Raw genomic sequence first — 26250 nt, 5'->3', positions numbered from 1 at the left:
CGGGCGGAGCGCCGGGCCGCAGACCCGCCGCCCTCCCCGCGCGGTGACCTGAGTACGCTGCTGCCCGCGAGGGCCACGCCGGACGGCCGTCCGCCGCCCCGCCCGGCCCGCGCGCCGCCGCCACCCGTCCGCACACCCCAGGGGGGGGGACCCCGACCGTGAACGCCGAAAACCCAGGCCCGCAGGACCTCGTCGCGGACGTCCCCGCCTTCGCCGCCCTCGCCCGCACGGCCGTCCTCCTCCGCCCGACCGCCGGTGACCCCGGCCCGCGCGACAGCTCCGTCGGCGGACCGCTGCTCTGGCCCGTGGACGAAGCCTGGCCGCTGTGCGGCGCCCCGCACCTCGTGGAGCGGCGGGAGAGGCTGACGGACCACGAGCGGGAACTGTGGGAGGCGTGCGACCGGCGGACGAGGGAACGACGGCGGGTCCGGGGCGGCGGCGCGTCCGTGATGAGCACGGAGGACGCCCGGACGCTGGACCGGATCATGGACGGCGCCGGATCGCTCGACATGATCACCTGGGAGCGCGTCCGGACCCTGCGGGAGGTCCCCGCCGTCCCCACCCCCATGGTCCCGGTGCTCCAGCTCCGCGCCCGGGACGTCCCCGGCCTGCGGCTGCCGGACGGCACCGACCTCCTCCAGCTCCTGTGGTGCCCCGAGGACCACGCCGAACTTCCCGGCCAGCCGCGCTACTGGGGCCCCCACGCCGTCCTGCGCCACCGCGCCGAGCACACCGTCGGCGCGGTCCTCGACACCCCGCCCCGGCCCGCGCACCCCGACGAGAACCATCTGCCGCGGCCGTGCCTGCTCGACCCGGTCGAAGTGCTCGACCTCCCCGACAGGGACGAACTCCCCGGCGAACTCGTCGGGACGGCCCACGCGTGGGCCGAGGAGCACGGGACGGAGTACGCCCGAAGGCTCGCCTGTCTGCCCGGCTGGAAGGCCGGTGGCTGGCCCAGCTGGCACCTCACCGATCTCGTCCCCGTCGACTGCGCCGCCTGCGGAACCCGTACGCGGCTCCTCCTCACCCTCGACAGCGGACGCGACCCGGACCTCCTGCTCGGCCGCTCCGGAGAGATCCGTGTCTTCACCTGCCCCACCGACCCCACGCATCCCTTCCGTCTGAACACGCAGTAGGACCGGCCCGGCCGGACTCGTTCGAGTGAACAGCGGCCTTCCCCGCGTGACCCCGGGACCGGCTCCCCGCGAAGATCGCGGAGGCTTCACCGCGCGGTTGTCGATCATCCGCGCACGTCCCGGACCGCCCGGGGAAACGGCGTCACCCGCGTGGCGCGGTCCCGCGTCCCGTATCCACATCGTTAACATCGGCGCCGCCGGGGTCGACGCGTCGATGCCCGCCGTCACTTGCGGAACCGGTCTCCTGTCGCCCGGCCGTGCGGGTGTGCGAAGGCCCGGCTCTTCCGCACGACGAGGGCAAGGGACACGGACACGGCCATGGCGCAGGGACCGGGCGATCAGGACCAGGAACCGACTGTGGAGGCCGAACTGGCGCGGCTGCTGCGCCGGTGGTGGGAGGAGGCCGGGACGCCCGGCGGCGGGCGTCCGACGCAGCAGGCCCTGGCCGCGCGCCTCGGCGTCGACCAGACGACGCTGTCCCGCTATCTGAACCCCCGGCACGTGGCGACCGCCCCCCTCAGGGTCGTGGAGCTCCTCCACGCGCAGCTCCGCGCCCCGGCTGCGGAACTGCCCAGGGCGCGGGAACTCTGCGTGACCGCCCTGCGGGAGCACAGCCGTCACCGCACCCCCGACGGCGGGGCGGAGGAGCCGCACGCACCGGCGCCCCCGCCCCACGACCCGGAAGGGACGGCCGACGGCGGTACGGGCGTCCCCCCGGCACCCGCCGGCTTCCGCCGCCACTGGCTCCTCCCGGCCCTGTTCACGGCCGCCGTCGCGGTGTCCTTCACCGCCGGGGCCGCCGTCAACGAACGCCTGTCCGCGCGGGACTCCAGGATTCCGGCGGCCGGAGCGGCGCACGCGACCGGGGCACCGGCGCCGTGGCCGCTGCTGAGCATCGACGACGCCGACCAGTTCACCCGCGCCCGCGCCCTCCAGCACCTGCTGAACGCGCAGGGGTACGAGGTACGGGCCGACGGCTTCTTCGGCCAGGACACCAAGGAGGCGGTGATGGACTTCCAGCGCCGCAGACTCCTGCCCGCCGACGGCAAGGTGGGTCAGCAGACCTGGCCCGAACTGGTCCCCGACGTCGGGCCCGGCTCCCACTCCTCCGCGGTGCGGGCCGTCCAGGAACTCCTCAACAACGTGGGGCAGGGCGGCACGCCGGTGTCGGGCAGGTTCAACGCCACGACGACCCAGGACGTCCGGTACTTCCAGCACACGCACGGTCTGGCGGACACCGGCCGGGTCGACACGGACACCTGGCTGTCCCTCCTGGTGGAACAACTCCCTCCGGTGAGGATGCCGGACCTCCGGCGCACCACCGCCGGGGCGGGCCACGGGTGACCGGCACCCGCCGGGCCCGTCCCGCACGGGCCGCCGAGCCGGACGCCCTGTTGCCGCCCGCCCTTGCATGACGGCATAACCGCAGGTGGGAGCCGTGCATATATGCCGCATGGATGTGCCTTGGAATACACGCCGTGACCCCTTCCCCAAGCCTTCCGCCGGGTTGACCCTGATGGCGGGGCCGGCCCTCGGGGCGGCGCGACCGGTGTTCGCCGGGCGTGTGCAGCCGGGCCGCTCCGCAGGGGGACGCACATGAACGGGGAAGCGTATGAACGGGGAAATACGTCACCGCCGCACCTTCCGGACGGCGGGAGAGGGTGCCGGTCCGCCCCACGGGAGGACCGGCACCCGGACGGACTCAGTAGATGTGGCCCACGTGGGCGAGTGCCTGCTTCAGGAGCATGGCGTGACCGCCCGGCATCTCGTCCTGCACCTCCGGGGACGCGGCCTCGCGCGGGCTGAACCACACCAGGTCCAGGGCGTCCTGACGGGGTCGGCAGTCGCCGGTCACCGGCACGACGTAGGCGAGCGAGACGGCGTGCTGACGGGGGTCGTGGTACGGGGTGACCCCCGCGGTGGGGAAGTACTCCGCGACCGTGAAGGGTTGCGTGGAGGCGGGGACGCGGGGAAGGGCCATCGGTCCGAGGTCCTTCTCCAGATGGCGCAGGAGCGCGTCACGGACCCGCTCGTGGTGCATGACGCGACCGGAGACCAGCGTGCGGCTCATGGTCCCGTCGGCGCCGATCCGCAGGAGGACACCGATGCTGGTGACTTCGCCGCTGTCGTCCACCCGTACGGGTACGGCCTCGACATAGAGGATCGGCATCCGGGCCCTGGCGACATCCAGCTCGTCCTCGGTCAGCCAGCCGGGCGTGGTCTCGGTCAGATCAGACATCGCCTCATCATACTTTCCGGTCAGGGGGTCGGCCCCGGTGACACGTCCGGCGGGCGGGGGAGTCCGGCGCCGGGGTGCCCGGGGTTCAGCTCCGGCGGTCCACGTCAAGGACCGGGACGGCGACCCGGCCGAACCGTATCGGTTCGCGTGCGGTACCGGGAGACGGCACCCGACCGCCGCCGCCGGGATCCCCGTGGGGCGGGAGGGCGCTCGGTGTTCCTGTGGGGCGCGGGAGACCTCGCGGCCCACAGGAACACCGGGGCGTGTCCGTACCGTGCCGGGGACCCGGCGGTCGGCGGGGGACGGCCTCAGAAGGGGCTGGGACCTCCCCCGGTGCCGAGGCGCTCGAACCGCTGCTGCATGTTGGCTGAAAACGCTCGGGGGTCGGCGACCGTCGCAGCGGTCATCGCCACCGTCAGGATGCCGCTGATCGGCGCCCCCGGAGACGTCCTGACGGGAGTGCACAGGAAGTCGAACTCCTGGTACCCGCCGTGGTCGGCGGTGGGCAGCGAGGCCCGGTGGGTGATCGGCTGCCCGTCGCGGAAGGCCATGTCCATGGCCCCGAAGACGCCGGCCGCGTGCAGACCGGGCAGTTCGGCGGCGCCGGGCTGGTACTGGCGGCCTTTGCCGAAGAGCACCGCCTGGCGCCCGTTGGCGTACCGCAGCACATGGCGCGGGCCCTCGGTGAGCATGATCGGGAACGGTGCGCCGTCGAAGACGGCGAACAGCTCCTGCTGCTGGGCGAGAAGACTGTCGCGCAGCTTGAACTCGGACACCAGGGTCTGCGCCAGGTCGTGCATCAGCTCCTTGGTCTGCGCGTCCCAGGTCCGGGGCGAGGTGTCGGCCACGCACAGGGTGCCCAGGATCATGCCGTTGTTGTCGCGCAGCGGGGTGCCGAGATACGAACGCACGCCCATGTCGTTGACGAGCGGGTTGCCCGCGAAACGCGGGTAGTCGAGCACGTCGTCGAGGGCCAGCTGGGACCCTTGCGCCACGACGTGCGGGCAGAACCCGTAGTCGCCGGGGGCGTCCCGTGCCACCGCGCTGCTCAGGTCGAAGGTGATGCCGTCGTCCGTGCCCGACCGCTCGTCGGGGGAGGCGTCGGGCGCCCGGGGGACGTACATGCCCCGGAACATCTGCGTCTGGTCGTTGATGAAGTTGACCATGGCCAGTGGTGCTCCGGTCACGGTCGCCGCCACCCTGGCGACTCGGTCGAAGGTGGCCTCGGCGTCGGCCGAGTTGAGACCGAGGGCCTGCAGTCGCTGGCGCCGGGCCTCGCCGCTTGTCTGGGGGTCCATGAGATCACATGAAAGCAGATCCGCGCGTCTGGTGGACCGTCACCTCGACCCGTTCGCAACGGGGTTGACGGCGTGATGGACGGGGATGTCCCAGACCATGACGGATGAGCACGATCGATTCGACTGAGTGACGATAAAGCGGCAAATTGTATCGTAAAAAAACATATGTTTCAACTGCCTACGGCTATTTCACGCCAACTGATTGACGGGAGGCGAGGAAAAGTGGCAAGGCATATGACAATCGTGCGGGGTTGATCTAGGAGGCGTGGATGGTCAGGTCGGGGTGGGGAAGAGATGTCGGGCATCGCCACGACGGGACCAGGACCCGTGTCCGGGCGCGTTCCACCCGAAGCACGTGAACGCCGCTGCGGCGAAACCGGGTCGGTCCCTGAAAAGGCCTCATCCCGAGTAGCACGGGTCCACGCACGCCGTGCCACCCCAGTCGCGACCCACTGGTGGGTGCTGCTCGAAATCGTACGTGCTGAGGCGCGGCATCGAGGGAGTTTTCCGAATGAACCAGACGAACATTGACGCGCGCTCAGTGGCCGTGGTCGGAATGGCCTGCCGATTTCCGGGCGCCACGGACATAGACGAGTTCTGGCAACTGCTGTGCGACCGCACGGACGCCACCGGGGACTCCCCGGCGGAGCGCTACGACGCCGACTCCCTGTACTCGCCGAAGGCGGAACCCGGCACCCTCGGCAGCCGCCGCGCCGGATACGTCGACGGCATGGCCGACTTCGACGCCGACTTCTTCGGCATGTCCAGCAGCGAGGCGGCCGAACTCGACCCCCAGCAGCGCCTGCTGCTGATGGCCTCCTGGGACGCCCTGGAAGAGGCCGGACTGTGCCCCGACCGCCTCGCGGGCAGCCGGACCGGCGTGTTCGTCGGCGGGACCAGGGCGGACTTCGTCGAGCGGGCGTTCCGCAACGGCCCCCGGGCCATGACCGCCGCGCAGTACCTCAACTTCCGCTCGGTCATCCCCGCCCAGGTGTCGTACGCCTTCGACTTCCGGGGGCCGAGCATGCTGATAGACACGGCCTGCGCCTCCTCGCTGTACGCCGTGCACAGCGCGGTGCAGAGCCTCCGCGCGGGCGAGAGCTCCCTGGCCCTCGCGGCGGGCGTGAACCTGGTCATGCGCCCCGACGAGGGCATCATGATGACGCACGCCGGAACCATGTCCCCGGACGGCCGCAGCCGGTTCGGCTCCGCGCGGGCCGACGGCCACGCCCCCAGCGACGGCGTCGGCGTCGTGGTCCTCAAGCGGCTGACGGACGCCGTCGCCGACGGGGACCGCGTCCTCGCGGTCGTCGCGGGCAGCGCCGTGGGCACCGACGGCCGCACCACCGGCCAGCTCCTCAACCCCTCCCTCACCGGCCAGCTCGACGTACTGCGCTGGGCCTACGAGGACGCGGGCGTCGCCCCGGGCGAGGTCGACTACGTCGAGGCCCACGGCACCGGCAGCCCCCTGCTCGACCCGCTGGAACTGCGGGCGCTCGGCGAGGTCCTGGGCGAGGGCCGACCGGCCGACCGCCCCCTCCTCGTGGGTTCGGTGAAGTCCAACATCGGGCACGCGGAGGCCGCGGGCGGCATGGCCGGACTCATCAAGACCGTGCTCTGCCTGCGGAACGGGAAGGTCCCCGCCAGCCTCCACGCCGAGGAGCCGACCCCCCTGGTGGACTGGGACCGGCTGCCGCTGACGATCCCCGGCACGCTCCAGGACCTCCCCGTCCAGGACCGTCCGGCCGTCGCGGGCGTCTCCGGCCAGGGCGTGTCCGCGCTCAACGCCCATGTGGTGCTCCGCCAGGCGGTCCTCCCCGACCCCGGCCCCGCACCCGAACCGGCCCCGGGCACCCCGTACGTCCTCACGCTGTCCGCGCGGAGCCCCGAGGCCCTGCGCGACCTGGCCACCGCCTACACCCGCTACCTCGGCGAGGGCGGCCGGGGGAGCGGCTACTCCCTCCGGGACATCTGCCACAGCGCCGCCGTCCGCCGCACCCACCACATCCACCGCCGGGTGGCCGTGGGGACCAGCCGGGAGGAACTGGTACGGGCCCTCGTGGGCGCCGACGGCGACGGAACCGCCGCTACGGAACTGCCCGAGGTGCCGGCCGCGGCCGTCCGGCGCTACCTCACCGGTGAGGAAGTGGACTGGGAGGTGGTGTTCGACGAACCCGGGGCGGCGGTGCCGCTGCCCCGCTACCCCTGGCAACTGCGCAGGTACTGGCCGGGCGAGGACCGGGGGACCGCCGCCGAGAGCGCGGCGGACTGGCTGCTGCGCGAGCACGCCCGCACCGCCTTCGACGACGGGTCGAGGCTCTCCGACATAGGGATCGACTCCCTGGCCAGGCTCCAGCTCATCGTGGAACTGAGCCAGCAGACGGGACGCCAGATCGACCCCGAGGAGGTCGGGCGGCTCGCCACCGTGGGAGAGCTGCGGACCTGGACCGGCTCGCTCGAGGCGGGTGTCCGATGACCGCACCGCGCAACGCCTACGGCTGGTTCGCCCGGTCCGCCGCCCGGTACGGCGACCGGCGGACCGCCCTCGAAATCGGCGGACGGACCCTGACCTACCGGGAACTCGACGCCCTCGCCGGCACGATCGCCCGTCGCCTCCTCGAAGGCCCCGGTCCCGCGCCCCGCCGCGTCGGACTGCTCGCGGGACGCTCGGTCGCCGCCTACGCGGGCTACCTCGCCGTCCTGCGGGCCGGTGCCGCCGTCGTCCCGCTCAACCCCGAACACCCCGCCTCCCGCACCGCCGCCATAGCCGAGGCCGCCGCCCTCGACCTGGTGCTCACCGACACCCCCGGCGCCGCATCCCCGCTGGGCGTACCGGAACTCCCGCTCGACGCCACGACCGGGACCGTCGTACCGCCGTCCGACGCGCGGCCGTCCGACGCGCGGCCGTCCGGCACTCCGTCGCCGGACGCGCGGGAAGCGGGCCCGGACGACATCGCGTACATCGTCTTCACCTCCGGATCGACCGGCAGCCCCAAGGGCGTCCCGGTCCTGCACCGGAACCTCGGCGCCTACCTCGGCACCATGGCCGGGCGGTACGGCATCGACGCGGACAGCCGGATGTCCTCGGCCTTCGACCTGACCTTCGACGGCTCCGTCCACGACCTGTTCGTCGCCTGGGCCGAGGGCGCGACCCTGGTCGTCCCGACCGGCGCGCAACTGCTCTCCCCGGTGGCCACCGTCAACGGCCTGCGGCTCACCCACTGGTTCTCCGTACCCTCGCTGATCTCCTTCGCCGAGCGGCTGCGGACCCTCGCGCCGGGAAGTATGCCCACCCTCAGGTGGAGCGTCTTCGGCGGCGAGGCCCTCACGCTCGCCGCCGCCCGCGCCTGGCGGACGGCGGCCCCGCACAGCGCGATCGAAGTGCTCTACGGGCCGACCGAACTCACCGTCTCCTGCACCGGCCACCGCCTCCCGGACGACCCCGCCGACTGGCCCGTCACGCCCAACGGCACCGTGCCGATCGGAGACGTCCACCCCGGCACCGACCATCTCGTCCTGGACGAGGACGGACTGCCGTCCGACACCGGCGAACTGCTGGTGCGCGGCCCCCAGCGCTTCCCCGGCTACCTCGACCCGGCACAGGACGGGGGCCGCTTCCACCCGCCCCTGGCGGACGGCGGGGACGGCGTCACCGACGAGCACTGGTACCGCACCGGGGACCGCGTCGGCCACCAGGACGGTCTCCTCGTGCACCTCGGCCGCACCGACCACCAGGTGAAGGTGCGCGGCCACCGCATCGAACTCGGCGAGGTGGCGGCCGTCCTGCGCGATCTCACCGGAGTGCGCGAGGCGTACGTCCTCGCCGTGCCGGACGCCCACGGTTCGCCGGAACTCCACGCGGCCGTCAGCGGCAGCGGCTGCGACCCCCAGAAGCTGTCCGCACAGCTCACCGATCGCCTCCCGTTGTACATGCGTCCACGACGTATATCCGTCTTCGACAGTTTGCCGCTGAACGCGAACGGAAAGATCGATCACGGAGCGCTGCTGGCGGAACTGTCCCGCTCGGCCTGACCGACCTCGTGCGGTCCGGCCGAACGGAGACGGATCTCCGTACGGACGCGGTCCACCCATCACCACACTCTCGACGAGGCAGTGCCCATGTTCGATGTCATCGTGGTCGGAGCCCGCGTCGCGGGCTCCGCGACAGCCCTGATGCTGGCCCGCGCGGGCCACCGGGTCCTGGTTCTCGACCGCGCGTCCTTCCCCTCCGACACCCTCTCCACCCATCTCATCCACCAGCCCGGGATCGCCGCCCTCGCCCGCTGGGGCCTCCTGGACGACCTGCGGCGCACCGGATGCCCTCCGCTGGAGCACGTGGCCTACGAGGTCGCCGGAATCCGCCTCGAAGGCTGCGGCCGGGGCGTGGACGGCCAGCGCGCCGCCTACGCGCCCCGCCGCCACATCCTCGACCACCTGATGCTGGAGGCCGCCGCACGGGCCGGGGCCGAAGTCCGCCAGGGCTGCCGCGTGACGGGACTCGCCCACGACCACACGGGCCGCGTCGTCGGTGTGGAGGGCATCCACGGCGGAACCCCCTTCCGCGCCCGCGCCCGCCTGGTCGTCGGCGCGGACGGGATGCGCTCGACCGTCGCCGGTCTCGTCGGCGCCCCCCTCACCGTCCACCACCCGCGCCTCACCTGCGCCTACTACTCCTACTGGCAGGGCCTCCCGGCCGGTCTCGAACTCCACGAGGCCCCCGGCCGCTGGGTCGCGGCCGTCGCCACCCACGACGCCACCCTCGTCCTCACCTACTTCCCGCAGTCCCGCTTCGAGGAGGTCAGGGCCGACGCGGAGCGCCACCACCTCCGCCAGGTCCGGGACACCGCACCCGATCTGTACGAACGCCTCGGCGCAGCCACCCGCGTCGAGCGGCTGCGCGGCACCGGCGACCAGCAGAACTACTTCCGGCGGGCGGCCGGACCGGGCTGGGCCCTGGTCGGCGACGCCGGACACCACAAGGACTCCATCACCGCCCGGGGCATCAGCGACGCCTTCTTCCAGGCGGAACTGCTCGCCCGGCACGTCACCACACGACTCGACGGAGACCCGGCCGCCCTCGACCGGGCCCTCGTCGCCTACGGGGAGGACCGGGACGCCGCCCTGCTGCCCGGCTACGAGGCGACCCTGGCCGTCGGACGCCTCGACGAACAGCATCCCCAGCGGCTGGCCCTGCTCCGCGCGATCAGACAGGACCCCGAACTCACCTCGATCTACTTCGACATGGTCGCGGGGGCCGCCACCATGACCGATCTCTACACCCCGAAACTCCTCACCCTGCTGTGACCGAATTCGACGGAACCGGTCATCAACTCACGTACCACCCGAACCTGTTGACGGGGTCCCAAGGCGGTCTCCGGGGCCGCCCCCCAAGGCGGACTCCTGATACGGTGCCGCTTGATCACCGGCATGGCGGCCCCACCACCAGGCGCCACGCCACAGGCCGGTCCGGGCCGCTGAACATCAACTTCACCGTCGTCAGCTCGCCACGAGGAATCATTTCAGATGTCAGGCACCAGCGACCCGAAGCCGCGCCACCGGCTCGCCCCGCGCAGGTCTCTCCGTACGCAGCTGATCACGCCGATCGTCGCCCCCGTCATCGCCCTCACCGGCCTGTGGGGCTACACCGCCGTCGACCTGACCGGTGAGCAGACCCAGCTCCGCAACGACGCGGAGAGAATCGGCACCACGGGCGGCCGGGCCCTGAACGTGGTGTCCCACCTCCAGAGCGAGCGCCGCCTCACCGCCCTGTGGCAGAGCACCCGGTCGGACGCGGCACGCGCCGCCCTGGACGGGGCCCGTACCAGGACGGACGCGGCCGTCGCGGAGTTCCGGGCCACCATGCCCTCCGTGGACGCCGCCCTCAGCGGCACCGCCCACACCTTCGAGGCGTCCCTGGACACCCTGGCCACCCGACGCCAGGCCGTCGACACCCGTACCGTCTCCCCCGACGAGGCCTTCGGCGACCTCACCGGTGTCATCGAGAGCGGCACCAACCTGATCTCCTCCGCCGTACGCAGCGAGGACGGGCCGCTCGCACGCGGCGGCAGCTCCACCGCGGCCCTGGTGAGGCTCGTCGAGATGCTGTCGCGAGAGGACGCCCTGCTGACCGCCGCCGTCCCCAAGGGCGGCCTCCCGACGGCTACCCACCACCGCTTCGTCCAGTACCTGAGCGTCCAGCGCGACCTGCGCGCCTCGCTCTCCGCCGAGGACCTGCCCGAAGGGGCCCGGGGCCGGTACGCCGCGCTCTCCGCCACCCCCCAGGCCTCCTCGGTCACCGCCGTCGAGGACGCCGTCGTCGTGGCCCCCGACACCCGGCTGCCCGCCGCCACGAAGGCCTGGAACGCCGACGCCGAAGTCCTCCTCACCGGCCTCCGGGAGCTCGCCGCGGGCTCCCTCGACGAACTGTCCGACACCGCCTCCGACCGGGCCACCGGCCTGCTCGTCGGACTGATCGCCGGGACCGTCCTCACCGGGGCGCTCCTCGCCGCGGGCGCCGTACTGGGACTGCGCACCCGCCGCTCGACCCTCAAGGGGCTCGCCGAACTCCAGAGCCGTACCGAAGAGATGGCCCGCCAGTGGCCGGAGGCGGTCGCCCGCTCGGAGAAGGGCGAGCCCTTCGTCCCCTTCCCGCCCTCGCACCACCTCAGGACCGCAGGGGAACTCGAACTCCTCGGCGCCGCCGTCGAACGTCTCCGGCTCACGGCCGCCGACACGGTGCTCAGCCAGTCCCGGGGCCACGCGGGTGTCGAGAAGGTCCTCGGCCAGCTCACCCGGCGCACGCAGACCCTGATCCACCGTCTCATCGCCCTCCTGGACGACCTGGAGCGCAAGCACGGCGACTCCGACCTCCTCAAGGACATCTTCAAGGTCGACCACCTCGCCACCCGGGTACGACGGCACGCCGAGAACCTGGTCATCCTCGGCGACACCCCGCCCAGCCGCCGTATGACCGAACCCGTGACCATCACGGACGTCATGCGCAGCGCCGTGGCCGAGACCGAGCACTACACCCGCGTCAAGGTGGAGAACCTCCCCCCGACCAAGCGCCTCGCCCTCGCCGGACGGGCCGTCGCCGACGTGACGCACCTGCTCGCCGAACTCGTCGAGAACGCCACCAACTTCTCCCCGCCGTACACCCAGGTCGTCGTCAGCGCGGTGCCGGTCGCCGAGGGCGTCGTCCTGCACGTCGAGGACCACGGCCTCGGCATCCCCGCCGAACAGCTCGTCCGGTCCAACCAGCTCCTCGCCCACCCGCAGAAGCCCGACATGGCGGCCCTCGGCGCCGACCCCAGGCTCGGACACTTCGTGGTCGCCAGGCTCGCCCAGCGCCACCAGATCCGGGTCGAACTGCGCCCCTCCGTCTACGGCGGCACCCTCGCCATCGTGTTCGTGCCGGCCCGGATGCTGGAGGAACTCGGCTCGCCCGTCATGGACCAGCTCCGGGCCGCCGCCGCCCAGGCGTCCGCGGGAACCCTCGCCGCCGACCCGACCCCGCAGCACCAGGTCACACCTTCCTACGAGTCCGTGACCTCCGAACTCTCCGACCCGGCACCCCACACCCGCCCTTCCGGCCACGGGTCGGACGCGCTGCCCGGCGCGGGGGGAGCACCCGGGAGCCACGCCGACCACGGGGCCGTCATCAGCGGCCAGGTCGTGGGCGGCCCCGGTGTCGGCGACCAGGTCGCCGGTGGCCGAACCGCCGGTGGCCAGGGTCTCGGTGGCCAGGGCGGTGAGGGCGTCCCCGCCCCCGAGCAGTGGGACACCCACAGCCGCGTCCCCGACCTCAGCGGCTTCCCCACCTACGGCGGCGCCGGACTCGTCTCACCGGAACCCGGGGCGCCCGCACCCCTCGACGGACAACCGCACCGGGCGGCGGCGGTCCACGAACCCCCGCACGCCGCCCCCGCGCCCCCGCGCGCTCCCGAACCACCCCGCGCGGCCCCCGCGACCACCCCCGCCCCCGCGCCCCGGCGCGCACCCGGAGCCCCGCACGCCCCGGCGCCCGCCGCGCCCGGCGGCGGCCAGGCGAAGGGTCCCGGCGAAACCCCCAGGCTGCGGCAGCCGGAGATGCTGCCGCAGCGCACCAGGGGGTCCAGCCTCGCCGTACAGCTCCGGCGGGAGAACGAGGAGGCGAGCAGCGGGATCGACGGCGTCGGCGGAGGGTCGCGGTCTCCCGAAGCCTCCGCCCGGATAGTCGCCGCGATCCGGCGGGGTATGGACCAGGCCACCGGAACCCATGCAGTGCCGGACACAGACGGTCGGCAATCAGAATGACCAGACGGGGGATCCGACGAACCGTGAAGGAACACAATGACTGACGTGCCCATCAGCAGGCAGCTGGACTGGGTCCTGGACGACCTCGTGGGACGCATTCCCGAGATCCGTTGCGCCATCGTGCTCTCAGGGGACGGCCTCCTGATCGGCAAGTCGCAGGGCCTGGTCCGTGACGACGCGGAACGCCTCTCGGCCGTCGCGTCCGGGATGCACAGCCTGGCCCGGGGCACCGCGCAGTACTTCAGGGGCGGGGCGGTCCAGCAGACCGTCATCCAGATGGAGCACGCCTTCCTGTTCATCACCGCGGCGGGGCAGGGGGCGCGCCTCGCGGCGCTCGCCTCCCAGGACGTGGATGCGGGGATGATGGCCTTCGAGATGGGGACGTTGGTGAAGCAGGTTGGAACGTACCTCAGTGCCGCACCGAGGATTAGCGACGGCCTCGCAGCACACCGCCAGGATGCCTGAGCCACAAGGGTTCGACGGACCGGCCACCGGACGCCATCTCCGGCCCTACACCATCACCGGTGGCCGGACCCGCCACAATCACTATCACTTCACGCTGATCACTCTGGTGGTGACGCGCTCACCCGACGTGGGCCTCACGCACGAGAGCCCGGAGGCCGCGCAGATCCTCGATCTGTGCCGCCACCGGGCCGTGGCGATCGCCGAGATCGCCGCTCATCTCGACCTGCCCGTGAGCGTCGTCAAGGTCCTCTGCGGCGATCTCCTCGTCGATGAGAAGATCATCGTGCAGGCACCTCCCTCACAGTCCGACAAACCGAGCGTGGACCTCATCGAAAGGGTCATCGATGGCATCCGCCAGCTCTGAACCGGTCACTCTCCCCACGGCGGTGAAGATCCTCGTCGCGGGGGGCTTCGGCGTCGGCAAGACCACCATGGTGGGCTCGGTCAGCGAGATCCCTCCGCTGGAGACGGAGGAACGGCTCACCCAGGTCGGGCAGAGCATCGACAGCCTCGCCGGTGTCGAGGGCAAGACCTCCACCACGGTCGCCATGGACTTCGGCCGCATCACCATCAGCCCCGAGCTCGTCCTGTACCTGTTCGGCACGCCGGGACAGGAACGTTTCTGGTTCATGTGGGACGAGATCGCCCACGGCACCCTGGGAGCGCTGGTGCTGGCCGACACCCGTCGGCTGGAGGCCTCCTTCGGTTCCATCGACTTCTTCGAGGAGCGGGGGATCCCCTTCGCCATCGGCGTCAACTGCTTCAACGGGGAACGCGCCTGGACCACGGTGCAGGTCCGCGACGCCCTCGATCTGGACCCCGCCGTCCCGATCGTGCTCTGCGACGTCCGCACCCGTGAGTCCAGCAAGGAACTCCTCCTCGCCGTCCTGGAGGCCGCCCACCGCAAGGTCTCCCGCCAGTTCGCCTGAGCCGACCGGACGGGAGGCCCCGGGCCACGGCTCCGGCGCGAGCCGCAGGGCGGCATCCGTCATGGCACACGGCGCGTCAGGCCTCCGCCGACGCCGTGGTGTCACAGGGATCCACGGTGACGACGAGGACCCCGGGCTCGGTCCCCTCCGGCGCCGAGGCGCGAACGACGAAGGACTCCCATTCCTCGGGCCGCCACGGACGCGGGGCGCGGAGGAAACGGCGAGGGCGACCCCGGAGAGGTCGGCCCGACGCGGATCCACTCCGCTGTCTCCCTTCCACCAGGACACGGTGTGCCCCGTCCCGCGGGCGCTGCGCAACCGTGCCCACGGGACGGTGAGTTGTGGCATGTCGCAGGTCAGATGGCAGGTGGTGGGGGAGCGTCGTGACTTCTCCGGTCCTTCCGGCAGATCAGGTGCGGGCCTCCGGTGCGTCCGGGGTGCCGGGCGGTGTCGATGCGGGCGCGTCCGGGGCTCCGGGCTGTGGTGGTACGGGGGCGAGGCGGAACTGGCGGGCCTGGAGTTCGTAGGCGTCGCGGAACGCGCCGGTTCCGGTGCCGGGGTCCATGAGCGCGGTGAAGGTGCCGCTCTCGACGACACGCCCCTCGTCGAGAACGTAGATCATGTCCGCGTGACGGGCGCTGGCGAGCCGGTGGGTGATGAGGACGGTCGTCTGTCCCTTGTCGGCCAGCCGGTGGATCTGGTCGAAGACCCGCTGCTCGGCGGCGGCGTCGAGCGCGCTGGTCGGCTCGTCGACGATCAGCAGATCACCGTGGCGGAACCGGGCACGGGCCAGCCCCAGCTTCTGCCACTGGCCGCCCGAGATCTCCTGCCCCCGCTTGTACCCCCGGGCCAGCAGGGAGTCCAGACCGTACGGCAGGCGGGCGATGACCTCGTCGGCGCCCGCGTACTCCGCCGCGTCCCGGACCCTCGGTTCGTCCCAGGGCCGCTCGCTGCGCCCGATGCCGATGTTGACCCGGGCGGTGAACGGCCACCGGTAGAAGTCCTGGGCGACCATCGCGACCCGCGCGAAGACCTGGGCCCGGTCCGCCTCGGTGGTGCTCACCCCGCCCCACAGGACCCGTCCCGAGCTCGGGAGCCGCACTCCGCTCAACAGGCTGACCAGGGTCGTCTTTCCGGAGCCGTTCTTCCCGACCAGGGCGACGGTCCTGCCGTGGGGGATGACCAGGTCCACGTTCCGCAGGGACGGCTCGTCCTTGCCCGGGTAGGTGTAGGTGACGTTCTCGAACCGGATCTCGTCCACCTTCCCGGGCAGGTCCGTCCCGCCCTCGGGGACGGCCCGGTCCACGGCCTCCTCGCACAGCCGCTCCAGATCGGCGAGGAACAGGGCCTCCCCCTGGACCTCGGTGATCCGCAGCACGAGATCGGTGATGCTCGACGAACTCGTACGGATCGCCAGCACCGCCGTACCTGCGATGGCGAGGTCCATCCGGCCGAACCACAGCAGGGCCCCGAGGACCCCGTACGTCGTGAGGGTCGCGAGGCCTCGCGCCGAGTCCGCGACGAGGTTCACCCGCGCCCCGGTCCAGGCCAGCCGGGTCTGCTCGACCTCGCTGGTCTCGGCCATCAGCCGGAAGTGCTTGAGCAGCAGGGGGGCCACCCCGTGGACACGGACCTCGGCGGCGGCCTTCTGGTCGATCAGGAGCTGGCTGAGCAGCTTGGACGCCCGTACGTGCTGCACGAACCGGTGCCAGCTCGTGTACTGGTGCCGGGTCATGGTCAGTGAACCCCAGGCGCTCGGCAGCGCCATGAGCATCAGGAGCGGCAGCAGCGCCGGGTGGAGCACGGTCAGCACACCGGCGGCGGCGATCAGCGAGATCATCGAGGTCACCACGGCCGTGCAGTGGCCGACCATCCGCCGGGCGGCGTCGGCGCCCCACTGCGCGGTGTCCATCAGGCGGTGGAACGCGTCGTCCTCGATCGCCTCCAGCTCCACCCGCGCCACCAGACCGAGATAGCGCTCGGTGGCGACCCGCTGGGCCTTCGGCTCCAGGACGCCCGTCGCGGCGGCGGAGGCCGAGCGGCAGACCGAGCCGATCACCGACAGGACCCCGACCAGGGCGACGGCGGGCAGCGCGGCGCGCAGCCTGCCGGGGATGTCGCCGGGGGCGAGCAGGGCGATCAGGAGGGAGTTGACCGCGACCAGGGACACGGCCTGGGTGAGGCCGCGCGCGATCTCACTGCCCGCGACCAGGGCGAAGGCGCGACCGTCGGCGTCCCGCGCCAGACGCACGGCGAGGCGGACCTGCCGGGGCAGTGAACGGCCCATCTCCCACAGCCCCAGGCCCGCCCAGGCACCGGAGTGCGCGGCGAACCCCTGGTCGTAGGTGAGCTTGCCGCCGAAGAGCAGCCGCTCGGACTCCGAGGCGTCCGCCTCGGCGGTGGGTGCGGTGCCCGGTGCGGTCGTCATGCGCCCCACCTCGTATCCGGACGTGCTGTGCGGGCCGAGGCGGAGGCGGGGCGCGGAAGGCGGGTGGTGGTGGGAGGCGCGGGAGGAAGGACGTTCCGGTACAGGGGCAGGGGACGCACGGGGAGCTCCGGGAGGTGTGAGTGGGGGTGTCGCCCGGCTCAACGAAAGACACCACCCGGTCGAACACACGTTTTTCGGCCTGTCGTGAGACCCGCAGCCGAGCGAAAGCGCGTTCGTGCCGGATACATCGACCCTTGCCCGGTCAGGGCGGTGCCAGGGGTGGTCCGTGGCCGAAACGCCGACGGACGGTCTCAGGGGGCGGCTTCCCGCGCCCGCCCCGGGCCTCTCCGCCGGGCAGGCTCGCGGCCTCTTCCCGCGCTCGCCTCGCGGGGCCGCCCCCGGATTCCCTCAGCCTCCGGTGAAGGACGCCGCCAGCGCCGCCGCGGCCGTCGCCGGGTCGCGGACCGGGACCCCGTCCATCCCCGGCACCGACGCGAGACGCGTGCTCGTCAGACAACTGTTCTCCGGCCGGGAGGCATAACGGCCCGACGCCCGCGGCACCGGCCGCACCAGCTCCTCCGGGGCCCCCAGCGCGCGGGCGATCTCCCGGGCCCACCCGGCGCGGGAGATCCGCTCGGGCCCCCCGAGGTGCAGCAGCTCCGGCACCCCGCCGCCGGGACGGAGCAGCAGCGCGGTCACCTCGGCCACGTCCTCCACCAGGACCGGTGTCGTCCACTGGTCGTCCGGCGCGTCCACCGGCTCCCCCCGGACCAGCCGGTGGGCACAGGACGCGAAGAAGTTCAGCCACTTCCCGCCGCCGGCCGGCTCGTGCCCGTACACCAGGCTCACCCGCAGCACCGTCGCCGGGGACACCGCCCGCGCGAGGAGCAGCTCCTCCGCCCGCAGCTTCGCCGTCCCGTACGCGTTGGCCGGGGCCGTCGGGCTCGTCTCGGTGTTCCGCGCCGAGCCGCCGTCGAACACATTGTCCGTGGAGATCATCACCAGCCTTTCCAGGCCCGGCAGTTCCGCGAACGAGGCCGTCGCCGCCGTGTGCGCCCCGGCCGCCTCAGCCGGGTGCGCCTCGCACCAGGTGACGTCCGAAGGGCCGTGGACCAGCACCACCGCGCGCGGCCGGACCTCCGCCACCACCCCGGCGCAGGCCACCGGGTCCGTGGCGTCCAGGGACGTCCAGCGTGCCCCGTACGCCTCGGGCGGCCGACCGGGCCGACCGCGCGAGGCGAGCGTCACCGCCCGGCCCCCGGCGGCCAGCCGCCGGGCGATCCCCGAACCGACGAAACCGCTCCCGACCACCAGGACGGGCCCACGGCCCGTCTCCTCCGCGCTCATCCGGCCGCCTCCCGCTCCGCCGCCGCACCGACGCGCCGGTCCATCAGGAGCCCCGCGCCGATCAGACCGTGGTCGTCGTCGTCCTCGCCGAGCACCACCATCGCCCCGGCCTGCCCGTCCGTCAGACCGAAGCAGCCCCGCCGGACCAGCTCCGCCACCAGCAGCTCGCGGTACCGCTCGCCGACGGCCAGGGCGAAACCGCCCACCAGGACGTACCGGCGGATCCCGATCGACGTGAACACCCCGTCGATCGCCGCCGCCAACGGCACCAGCGTGCCCCGCAGCACCTCCGTAGCGAAGGGGTCCCCGGCCCGGACGGCCGCCGCCACCGCCGGATTGTCCACCTCCGCAGGACCGGCGGCGGCCCGAGCGAGCGCCGAGCCCGCGTACCCGTCCGGATCGGCGAGGGCGGCCCGCCGCACGGCCGCCAGCACGCCCCGCCCCGACGCGAGCGCCCCGAGGTGCCCCCGGCCGCCGCAGTCGCACTCCGGCGCGTCCGGCGAACGGTCATAGGTCCAGTGCCCCAGCTCCCCGCCGTGCCCCTCGTCGTCGAGGAGCACCTCACCGCCCCGGAACACCTTGTTGCCGATGCCCGAACTCACCGTCAGCAGACAGAACGCCTCCGGGGAGTCCGCCCCGTACCGCCAGGCCGCCGCCGTCAGGTCGTTGACCACGAGGACCGGCACCGGCAGCCGGGCCTCCAGGAGTTCCCGGAGCGGCAGCGGACCGCCGCCCCCGCCCCACACCGTCGGCGCGCCCCGCACCGTCCCGTCCCGGCCCACCGGCCCGGCGAAGGCGACGCACAGACCGTCCGAGCCCCGGACACCGGCCCGCCGCTCCGCCTCGCGCGCGATCTGCTCCACCACCCGCTCCTGGAGCACCGGGACCGGCGCGCCGGGGAAGCGGGCCATGCCGTCCACGGGTGTCCGCCGCACGTCCGGCAGCAGCCCGCCCGCCCCGGCGTCGAAGGTACCGACGCGCAGCGTCGTCCCGCCGACGTCCATCACCGTGATCCGCCGCCCGGACGGCACCGCGACCCCCCGCGGGGAAGGAGCGGCCGTGCCCCCTCCGGACGGTCCGGACCCCGCCTCAGCCACCGGTGACGTCGTCATCGGGCACCTCCTCCTCGAACACCAGCAGCGTCAGGTCCGCCGCCGAGTCGTTGCTCAGCCCGTGCTCGCCGTACGGCTCGTTGACCACCACGTCCCCGGCCGACACCCGGAACTCGACCCCGTCCCGGAACATCACCCCGCTCCCGCTCAGCACCACGTACGTCTCACGGTCCCGGCCGTGCCGGTGCCGCCCGACGGACGTCCCCGGCGGCAGCACCGCCAGATCGATGAAGGCCGCCCCGGTGCTCCCCCCGCCCCGGGCCAGGATGCGGTGCGCCAGGATCGTGCCCCGCCCGCCGTGGTCGTGCGGCTTCCGCTCGTACAGCTCCGCGAGGTTCACCACCGGTCGCGCCCGCCCGCTCACGCCCGTACCTCCCCGGCCTCGAACCGGGCCGCGCGCGCGGCGAGTTCGCCGAGCGCCCACCGCAGCACCCCGGACGGCACGTCGGCCAGCTCGTCCACGAACACCGCCTTGCCCACTGCCGTCGGCACCACCAGGTGCAGTCGGCGGCCACGGCGCTCCCACGACTCCTCAAGAGCCCGGGTCATCAGCTCCGGCGTGCAGGTCTCCGCGTCGAAGACGGGCAGCCCGATCCGGGCGAGGAGCCCGATGATCCGGTCGCAGGACACCGAGTCGAGCAGTCCGAGCCGCAGCGCCAGACAGGCCGACAGGGCCATGTCCACCGCGACCGCCTCACCGTGTTCGAGCCGGTGGTCACCTGCCGTCTCCACGACGGGGCTGAACGTGTGCCCGAAGTCCACCAGCCGGGCCAGGTCCTTCTCCCGAAGGTTCGGGCAGAGCTCCTCCATCATCAGCCGCATGGACGTCCGCAGCACATACGTCTCCACCTCGGGAGGCGTCGGCGTCCCGGCGCCCCGGAAGGCGTCCGGATACCGCTCCAGGGCCGCGAACAGCTCCTCGTCCAGGATCACCGCCATCTTCACGACCTCCGCGAGACCGCAGCGGACCTCCCGCACCGGCAGCGTGGACAGGAACGCGGGATCGCTCAGCGAGGCGTGCGCCGGATGGTAGGCGCCGAACATGTTCTTCGTGCGCAGGGCGTTGACCCCCGTCTTCACCCCCACGCCCACGTCCACCTGCCCGACCAGCGAGGTGTTGATCCGCACGTGCCGGACACCCCGCGCGTACATCGACGCGGCGAAGCCGACCACGTCCGAGACGATCCCGCCGCCCAGGGCGAGCATCACCCCGTGCCGGTCCAGACCGTCGGCCTTGGCGAGCGCGCAGACCCGCTCCGCCGCGGCCAGCGTCTTGTTCCGCTCCCCGGTGGGCACCGTGTGCAGCGTCCAGGTCCCCGGGGCGAGGCGCGCCGCCAGATAGCGGCGCAGCGCCTCCCCGTACAGACCGCCGACGGTCGGCCCGGTGAAGGCCACCACCCGTCGGCCGCCGATCGCGCGTGCCAGCGCGGGGTTGTCCGGGGAGAGCACCCCGGAGATCAGCTCCGCCCGGTAGCCGGTGCCGTCCGGCGCGAGCAGGCTGAAACCGTCGGCGTCCTCCCGGACGCCCGGCAGGCGTTCGTCGTCAGCAAGAACCCGGCTGGGCATACCTCTCCTCGATGTCTCGGTGTGCTTCCGGCCGCCCGGCGAACGCCTCGGCCAGATGGTGGGCCAGCGGAGCCCCGGTCAGTTCCTCCAGGGCGACGGGCCGCCCCTCCCCGTCGGCGACCGGCAGGCACCAGTTGGGGTGGAGCCCCGCCGTGCCCGGCAGGTTCTGCGGACGCCGGTCGCCCGTCAGGTCCGGCAGCCAGACCCCGATCATGCGGGCCGGGGTCCGGCCCAGATACGTGTGGAGGGCCGCGACCTCGCCCGCCGGGTCCGGCAGCAGCCCCAGCCGCGCCAGTTCGGCCAGCCAGCCGTCCCGCTCGCGCGCCGCCTCCGCCCGCTCCCGCTCCACCGGGCGGGCCGACAGGCCCAGCCGGTGGCGCAGCTCCACGTGCTCCCCGCTGAGCCAGGCGGCCGTGCTCGGCAGGTCGTGGGTGGTCAGCGTGGCCAGACAGTGCTCCCGCCACTTCTCCGGCGGAAGCGGGCCGAGCCGGCCCTCGGACCCGCCCTCGTACTCGAAGCGCTGCACGGCCGTCCCGATCACGCCCCGGTCCGCGAGCGCCTCACGGACCCCCGCCCCGACCGTGCCCAGGTCCTCGCCGATCACCAGCGCCCCGGCGTCGGCCGCCTCCGCCGCGAGCACGGCCAGCATCGCCGCCCCGTCGTACCGCACATAGGTCCCCTCGCCCGGCGGACGGCCCTCGGGCACCCACCAGAGCCGGAAGAGCCCCATCACATGGTCGACGCGGAGCGCGCCCGCGTGCCGCAGCCCGGCCCGCAGCAGCGCGGCGAACGGCCGGTAGCCCTCGGCCGCCAGCGCGTCCGGGCGCCACGGCGGCTGGCCCCAGTCCTGCCCGGACGGGTTGAAGTCGTCCGGCGGAGCGCCCACCGACATGCCCTCGGCGAGACAGCGCCGCAGCGACCAGGCGTCCGCGCCCTCCGGCGCCACCCCGACCGCCAGATCGTGCACCAGGCCGATCCGCATACCCGCCGCGCGGGCCGCGCGCTGGGCGTCCGCCAGCTGCTCGTCGGTGACCCAGGCCAGCCACCGGTGGAAGCCGACCGAGGAGGCGAGGGCCCGCCGGGCCCCGGTCACCCCCGCCGACCTCGGGTCACGCAGCCCGACGGGCCAGGAACGCCACGCCGGTCCGTGCGCCTCGGCCAGCGCGCACCAGGTGGCGAAGTCGGTGAGGTCGTCGCCCTCCCGGACGGTGAACGCGGCGAACGCGGCCTCGCGCTCCGGGGTGCGCGGCACCTCGTACACCTCCCGCAGCGCCCGCAGCTTGAGCTCGCGCACCTCCTCCCGCCGGATCAGCGAACTGCCTTCCAGGACAGCTGAGTTGAGCGCGGCGGCCCGGCCGGTGAGCTGCCGGACCCGGTCCCGGGGCCCGGCCGTGAGACCCGTGAACTCCGGTACGTCCTCGACCCGGACGTGCATCGGATCGGGGAACCGTCTGCTGCTCGGCCGGTACGGCGACGGGTCGGGCAGCGGCCCCGGCTCCATCGCGTGCAGCGGCCCCAGCTGGACGAAGTCCGCGCCCAGCTCCCGACCGGCCCAGGAGACGAGTCCCTTCAGGTCACCGAGGTCCCCCATGCCCCAGGAGCGGCGGGACAGCAGGAAGTAGAGCTGGACGAGGAATCCCCAGGAGTACGGGGCGGGGGCGAGCCGGTCCGGGGCGACGAGCAGCACCGCCGTGTCGCGCCGCCCGTCCGCCTCCACCGTCAGCGTGTGCCGGCCGACCGGCAGCGGACCGTCCCCCGCCCCGCGCACCCGCCCGTCGGCGCACCGCACCTCGGCGCGGGCGCCCCGGGGCAGCCGGGGCAGCGGACCGCCGGGGCCGTCCACGACGACGCACGGCGGCACCAGCCGTGCGGCCCCGGCGGCGCGACGGGCCGCCAGGGCGGCACGGGCGGCACCGGACGTCGAGCCGTCCACCCCGCAGGCGGCGAGAACGGCGACCAGGGTGTCGCGGGACACCTCGACGTCCCGCCCCCGGTCGGTCCGGTACGCGGTCGCCACCCCGTACGCCTCCGCGAGCGCCGTCAACGGATCGCTCACCGGGCACCTCCGGCGGGGGAGACGGCCCCGGCCGGGGAACCGGGCCCGGTCGTGACGACCGGGGAGACCGGGGCGCCGGGTCCGGCCGGAACACCCGGCGGGGCGGGGGCGGCCGGATCGGCCCGAACCCGCGCGGTACGAGATCCCGGAGGGGCCGGGACACCCGGGGCGACCGGCACTCCCGGCGGAGCCGGGGCCTCCGGCCCGGCGGGACCGGGCGGTGCGGGTCGGACCGTCATGGACGCGCACCCCCGATCCGTGGTTGCCCCCTCCCGGCCCGTCGCCGCCGTGAAAGGCACCACCGGTGTGCCGAAGAGGCGTTCCAGGACCGCGGCGACCCCGTCCTCCTCGTGGCCGGGGGCGATCTCGTCCGCGACCGCCCGCAGCGACGGATGCGCGTTGGCGACGGCGACCCCGTGCCCGGCGAGCGCGAGGAGCGGCAGGTCGTTGGGCATGTCGCCGAACGCCACGGTCTCCGCGCCGGTCCGGCCGAGCAGTTCGAGCGCGCGGGCCGCCCCGGTGCCCTTGGTGACGCCCAGGGGCAGCACCTCCACCATGCCCCGCACCGAGTGCACCACCGTCACCTCGTCACCGCACAGCCGCAGCGCAACCTCCGTGAGCGCGTCGTCCCCGACCGTCCGGTGGTGCAGCACCAGCTTGTCGATCGGGCCGTCCCACAGCCCCGCCCGGTCGGCGGTCACGTCCCAGCCGTGCCGCACCCGCTCCCCGAAGCCGGGCGTCACCTTGAACCGGCTCTCCGGCGGCGAGGTCACCACCCCCAGCTCCAGCGGCCCGAGCAGCTCCTCCAGCCGCGCCACGACCGACCGGGCCAGCCCCGTGTCGAGCCGCTCGGCCGAGAGCAGCCGGTCCGCGCCCGCGTCGTACACCTGGGCGCCCTGACCGCACACCGCGAGACCGGTGTACTCCAGGGAGCCGAAGAGCTCGCGGCACGCCGCCGCCGGACGGCCCGTCACCACCAGATGCGCGGCGCCCGACGCGGCCACCAGGCCGAGGGCCCGCCGGGTCCGCGCGGAGACCGTCAGATCCGCGCGCAGCAGCGTGCCGTCGAGATCGGTGGCGACCACCCGGTACGGCGGCGCCCCCGGCACCGGCACGTGGTCCCAGGCGGTCCCGCCGTCGCCCAGGGTGAGCCGCAGCACCAGGCCGCCGCGCGACCCGTCCGACGGGACCGTGCCCCGGAACACCCCGTCGGCGTCCCGCCGCAGCGCGACGAGCCGGGTGGTGCCCGCCGAGGGCACCGGCTCGTCGGAGCGGGCCGCCTCGGCCGCCGACTCCAGCGGCTCGTCGGCCGGGTCCACCGGGCCCGGTACGGCCGGACCGGCGCCGTCGACGACCACGTCCACCGCGATCGGACCGGGATGCCGGTACTCCACCGCGCGGACCGCGTCCGGAGCCCCGGCGGCGATCCGGCACCGGTGCCGCACCGGCGCCAGCCAGTCGTCCCGCCCCGCGTCCCGGGCCAGCGCGGCGCAGCGCTCGAAGTCAGCCCGCCGGTACGCGGCGGCGAACAGGCGCCCGTACGCGTCCCCGTCCAGCTCCGCGCACCGCCCGTAGGCGTCGGCGTCACCCGTCTCCAGGGCCCGCCGCAGCACCGCCTCACGGTGCTCGGCCAGTTCCGCCGGGCCGAGCAGACCGAACCAGCCGTACCGCACCGCGTCCCGCGCGGGCAGCGCCCGGGGAGCGCCGTCCAGCAGCTCCCGGAAGGCGCCGAGCCGACGGCGGGCACTCTCCCCCCAGGTGAAGCCGCGTGCCGTGCGGACCGCGTTCCCCGAGAGCCGCCGGTACTCCCGAGGCGCCTCCCGGAACATCCGCTCCGCCTCCCGGAACCGGTCCGCGAGCAGCCCGGCCAGCTCCCGGTCGTCGTCGCGGAACGAACCCCGTACCGCGAAACCGGTCGCGTCCGGGTCGTCGTGCGGCAGCGCGTGCCCGAAGTGCGCGGTGGTCCGCTGCGCGGTGCCGATCGGCACCGCGCCGCACGCCATCGCCTCCGCCTGGGCGATCAGGAAACCGTCCAGCTCGAACTTGGACGGATACACGCAGAAGTCCGCGCACGCCGCCTCCGTGAACAGCTCCTCCTCGCCGACCAGCGACCAGTCGAGCCGCACCCGGTCCGGGTACGCGTCCGCGACCCGCTGGAAGTACGCGTTGGCGGGCGCCGCCGGAGCCGTACCGGCCGCACCCGTCGCGCAGCGCAGCACGAAGCTCACCTCGGCGCCGTCCGCGAGGACCTCCTCGACCGCCCGGACCAGCTCCAACTGCCCCTTGTGGTGCACGGCGTACCGGGCCGCGTGGTAGAAGACCGGGCGCGCCGGGTCCAGGCCCATGCCGCGCAGCACCGCGTCCCGGTCGACCGCCGCCGGGTCCCGCGCCAGCCACGAGCCGGAGACCCCGCAGCCGCCGTCGAAGAGCTTGCCCGCCCGCTCCCGCAGCAGCCGGGCGACCGGCAGCCCGGCCACGTACCGCTCCATCGGCGTGCCCTCGAAGGTGCTGTGGTGGTCGAGCTGCCCGGGGGACACGAAGTCCACCAGATCGGCGTGGGCCAGGAGCTGCGGGAACAGCGACACGTGGTCGGGGCCGAAATCGGTGTGCAGCCGGGTCGCGGCCAGCGCCCGGACCATCGCCGCCGTGGCGGAGCCCTCCGGCGGGGCCGGTTCCTCCCAGGCGTCCAGCGCGAACGGTTCCCCGCTCCCGGCGCCGATCCGCAGCGGATCGACCCCGAACAGCCGCAGCACCGCCTCGGTCTGCGGCCGGTACACCTTGTGCGTCACGGGCGCGTTGGCCGCGACCGTGCTGACGCACCGCCAGCGCGGGTCGTCCCGCAGCACCAGCGGCACCAGATGGTGGTACGCGGGCTCGAAGCCGTGCACGATCGCGGGCTCCGCGCCCTCGCCGTGCCCGGCGCCGAGCACGTCCCGCAGGAAACGCAGCCCGGCGACCTGGAAGACCAGCGGCTTGAAGAAGGACAGCTCCCGGCCCTCGGAGTCCGGCGGCGGGTACAGCCGGTCCGGCAGCAGATCCAGATGGGTGTCGGAGAGGAAGTACACGTCGACCCCGTCCAGCCGCAGCAGATGCGCCCGGGTGGACAGGGACAGGGACAGCTCGGCGGGACGGTCCGGCCAGGTCTTCGGGTCGAGGACCAGCGGCACCGTGTGGTCGATCCGGTGGTCGAGCTCCTCGATCCGGTGGACGGCACGCAGCCGCTCCAGATGCCCGTGCGCGGGGGTCACGACCGACACCCGGTGGCCGAGGGCCGCGTACTCCCGTGACAGGTTCCACACCAGCGGCGAGAGACCGCCGCGCATCAGCCGGGGATCGAACCCCCCGCATTCGTAGGCGAAGTTGACGATGTGCACGAGAT

General features: G+C 73.7%; 18 protein-coding genes. 9 read left to right on the top strand and 9 right to left on the bottom strand.

Features of this window, described 5'->3' with window-relative positions; translation table 11 throughout:
* Positions 1-158 precede the first annotated feature (158 nt).
* The gene (locus tag ACIO92_RS17890) at positions 159-1136 is read left to right on the top strand and encodes a hypothetical protein (RefSeq protein WP_401242580.1); all 978 of its coding nucleotides are present in this window, start codon (positions 159-161) and stop codon (positions 1134-1136) included.
* A 318-nt stretch (positions 1137-1454) separates the two neighbouring features.
* The gene (locus ACIO92_RS17885) at positions 1455-2480 is read left to right on the top strand and encodes a peptidoglycan-binding protein (RefSeq protein ID WP_366441726.1); all 1026 of its coding nucleotides are present in this window, start codon (positions 1455-1457) and stop codon (positions 2478-2480) included.
* A gap of 358 nt (positions 2481-2838) precedes the next feature.
* Here the strand turns inward: ACIO92_RS17885 and ACIO92_RS17880 are convergent, their stop codons facing one another.
* Together ACIO92_RS17880 and ACIO92_RS17875 are read right to left on the bottom strand one after the other, a co-directional pair.
* Positions 2839-3375, bottom strand: a complete 537-nt coding sequence (locus ACIO92_RS17880; protein WP_366441725.1) for an NUDIX hydrolase family protein — start codon at positions 3373-3375, stop codon at positions 2839-2841.
* Between the two features lie 308 nt (positions 3376-3683).
* Positions 3684-4673 (bottom strand): GAF domain-containing protein, encoded by a 990-nt coding sequence (locus ACIO92_RS17875; RefSeq protein ID WP_366441724.1) that lies wholly within the window; start codon positions 4671-4673, stop codon positions 3684-3686.
* A gap of 511 nt (positions 4674-5184) precedes the next feature.
* Here ACIO92_RS17875 and ACIO92_RS17870 point away from each other — a divergent pair.
* The 7 genes from ACIO92_RS17870 (at position 5185) to ACIO92_RS17840 (ending at position 14362) form a co-directional block, all read left to right on the top strand.
* The gene (locus tag ACIO92_RS17870; protein WP_402282158.1) at positions 5185-7149 is read left to right on the top strand and encodes a beta-ketoacyl synthase N-terminal-like domain-containing protein; all 1965 of its coding nucleotides are present in this window, start codon (positions 5185-5187) and stop codon (positions 7147-7149) included.
* Positions 7146-8705: an amino acid adenylation domain-containing protein gene (locus tag ACIO92_RS17865; RefSeq protein ID WP_402282160.1), complete on the top strand. Its 1560-nt coding sequence runs from the start codon at positions 7146-7148 to the stop codon at positions 8703-8705. Before ACIO92_RS17870 ends, ACIO92_RS17865 begins: the two co-directional genes overlap by 4 nt.
* A gap of 87 nt (positions 8706-8792) precedes the next feature.
* Complete coding sequence (locus tag ACIO92_RS17860; protein WP_366441721.1) at positions 8793-9977, top strand: NAD(P)/FAD-dependent oxidoreductase; 1185 nt, start codon at positions 8793-8795, stop codon at positions 9975-9977.
* A gap of 219 nt (positions 9978-10196) precedes the next feature.
* Entirely contained in the window at positions 10197-12968 is a 2772-nt protein-coding gene (locus ACIO92_RS17855; protein WP_402282162.1) for a nitrate- and nitrite sensing domain-containing protein, read from the top strand.
* Between the two features lie 36 nt (positions 12969-13004).
* Positions 13005-13433, top strand: coding sequence for a roadblock/LC7 domain-containing protein (locus ACIO92_RS17850; protein WP_351784845.1), 429 nt, complete (start codon positions 13005-13007; stop codon positions 13431-13433).
* Positions 13426-13797, top strand: a complete 372-nt coding sequence (locus ACIO92_RS17845) for a DUF742 domain-containing protein (protein WP_351784843.1) — start codon at positions 13426-13428, stop codon at positions 13795-13797. The genes ACIO92_RS17850 and ACIO92_RS17845 overlap by 8 nt, the downstream gene beginning before the upstream one ends.
* The gene (locus ACIO92_RS17840) at positions 13778-14362 is read left to right on the top strand and encodes an ATP/GTP-binding protein (protein WP_366441719.1); all 585 of its coding nucleotides are present in this window, start codon (positions 13778-13780) and stop codon (positions 14360-14362) included. The genes ACIO92_RS17845 and ACIO92_RS17840 overlap by 20 nt, the downstream gene beginning before the upstream one ends.
* A 409-nt stretch (positions 14363-14771) precedes the next feature.
* Here ACIO92_RS17840 and ACIO92_RS17835 read toward each other — a convergent pair whose 3' ends face one another.
* The 7 genes from ACIO92_RS17835 to ACIO92_RS17805 all read right to left on the bottom strand — a co-directional run bounded on the left by ACIO92_RS17835 (position 14772) and on the right by ACIO92_RS17805 (position 26245).
* Positions 14772-16790 carry an ABC transporter ATP-binding protein gene (locus ACIO92_RS17835; protein ID WP_402282165.1) on the bottom strand — a complete coding sequence of 673 codons (2019 nt, stop codon included), beginning with the start codon at positions 16788-16790 and terminating at the stop codon, positions 14772-14774.
* Positions 16791-17198: 408 nt separating this feature from the next.
* The gene (locus ACIO92_RS17830; protein ID WP_366441717.1) at positions 17199-18137 is read right to left on the bottom strand and encodes a sugar nucleotide-binding protein; all 939 of its coding nucleotides are present in this window, start codon (positions 18135-18137) and stop codon (positions 17199-17201) included.
* Positions 18134-19141, bottom strand: coding sequence for an ROK family protein (locus tag ACIO92_RS17825; protein WP_401242558.1), 1008 nt, complete (start codon positions 19139-19141; stop codon positions 18134-18136). The genes ACIO92_RS17830 and ACIO92_RS17825 overlap by 4 nt, the downstream gene beginning before the upstream one ends.
* An 85-nt stretch (positions 19142-19226) precedes the next feature.
* The gene (locus ACIO92_RS17820; protein WP_366441715.1) at positions 19227-19613 is read right to left on the bottom strand and encodes a cupin domain-containing protein; all 387 of its coding nucleotides are present in this window, start codon (positions 19611-19613) and stop codon (positions 19227-19229) included.
* Positions 19610-20815, bottom strand: a complete 1206-nt coding sequence (locus tag ACIO92_RS17815) for a sedoheptulose 7-phosphate cyclase (protein ID WP_366441714.1) — start codon at positions 20813-20815, stop codon at positions 19610-19612. The genes ACIO92_RS17820 and ACIO92_RS17815 overlap by 4 nt, the downstream gene beginning before the upstream one ends.
* On the bottom strand, positions 20793-22871 hold the full coding sequence (malQ, locus tag ACIO92_RS17810) for a 4-alpha-glucanotransferase (RefSeq protein ID WP_402282169.1): 2079 nt from the start codon (positions 22869-22871) through the stop codon (positions 20793-20795). The genes ACIO92_RS17815 and malQ overlap by 23 nt, the downstream gene beginning before the upstream one ends.
* Positions 22868-26245, bottom strand: a complete 3378-nt coding sequence (locus ACIO92_RS17805) for an HAD-IIB family hydrolase (RefSeq protein WP_402282171.1) — start codon at positions 26243-26245, stop codon at positions 22868-22870. The genes malQ and ACIO92_RS17805 overlap by 4 nt, the downstream gene beginning before the upstream one ends.
* Between the last annotated feature and the right edge of the window lie 5 nt (positions 26246-26250).

It is taken from the genome of Streptomyces sp. NPDC087215 (assembly GCF_044744885.1).
Classification (GTDB): Bacteria; Actinomycetota; Actinomycetes; order Streptomycetales; family Streptomycetaceae; genus Streptomyces.
The sequence above is the reverse complement of the archived record's forward strand: the minus strand, read 5'-3'. Positions and strand labels throughout refer to the sequence as shown.

Bases quoted from the DNA above. Each gene is read 5' to 3' on its own strand.
- ACIO92_RS17885 (WP_366441726.1), top strand. From the start codon at position 1,455: ATGGCGCAGGGACCGGGCGATCAGGACCAGGAACCGACTGTGGAGGCC.
- ACIO92_RS17880 (WP_366441725.1), bottom strand. From the start codon at position 3,375: ATGTCTGATCTGACCGAGACCACGCCCGGCTGGCTGACCGAGGACGAG.
- ACIO92_RS17875 (WP_366441724.1), bottom strand. From the start codon at position 4,673: ATGGACCCCCAGACAAGCGGCGAGGCCCGGCGCCAGCGACTGCAGGCC.
- ACIO92_RS17870 (WP_402282158.1), top strand. From the start codon at position 5,185: ATGAACCAGACGAACATTGACGCGCGCTCAGTGGCCGTGGTCGGAATG.
- ACIO92_RS17865 (WP_402282160.1), top strand. From the start codon at position 7,146: ATGACCGCACCGCGCAACGCCTACGGCTGGTTCGCCCGGTCCGCCGCC.
- ACIO92_RS17860 (WP_366441721.1), top strand. From the start codon at position 8,793: ATGTTCGATGTCATCGTGGTCGGAGCCCGCGTCGCGGGCTCCGCGACA.
- ACIO92_RS17855 (WP_402282162.1), top strand. From the start codon at position 10,197: ATGTCAGGCACCAGCGACCCGAAGCCGCGCCACCGGCTCGCCCCGCGC.
- ACIO92_RS17850 (WP_351784845.1), top strand. From the start codon at position 13,005: ATGACTGACGTGCCCATCAGCAGGCAGCTGGACTGGGTCCTGGACGAC.
- ACIO92_RS17845 (WP_351784843.1), top strand. From the start codon at position 13,426: ATGCCTGAGCCACAAGGGTTCGACGGACCGGCCACCGGACGCCATCTC.
- ACIO92_RS17840 (WP_366441719.1), top strand. From the start codon at position 13,778: ATGGCATCCGCCAGCTCTGAACCGGTCACTCTCCCCACGGCGGTGAAG.
- ACIO92_RS17835 (WP_402282165.1), bottom strand. From the start codon at position 16,790: ATGACGACCGCACCGGGCACCGCACCCACCGCCGAGGCGGACGCCTCG.
- ACIO92_RS17830 (WP_366441717.1), bottom strand. From the start codon at position 18,137: ATGAGCGCGGAGGAGACGGGCCGTGGGCCCGTCCTGGTGGTCGGGAGC.
- ACIO92_RS17825 (WP_401242558.1), bottom strand. From the start codon at position 19,141: ATGGACGTCGGCGGGACGACGCTGCGCGTCGGTACCTTCGACGCCGGG.
- ACIO92_RS17815 (WP_366441714.1), bottom strand. From the start codon at position 20,815: ATGCCCAGCCGGGTTCTTGCTGACGACGAACGCCTGCCGGGCGTCCGG.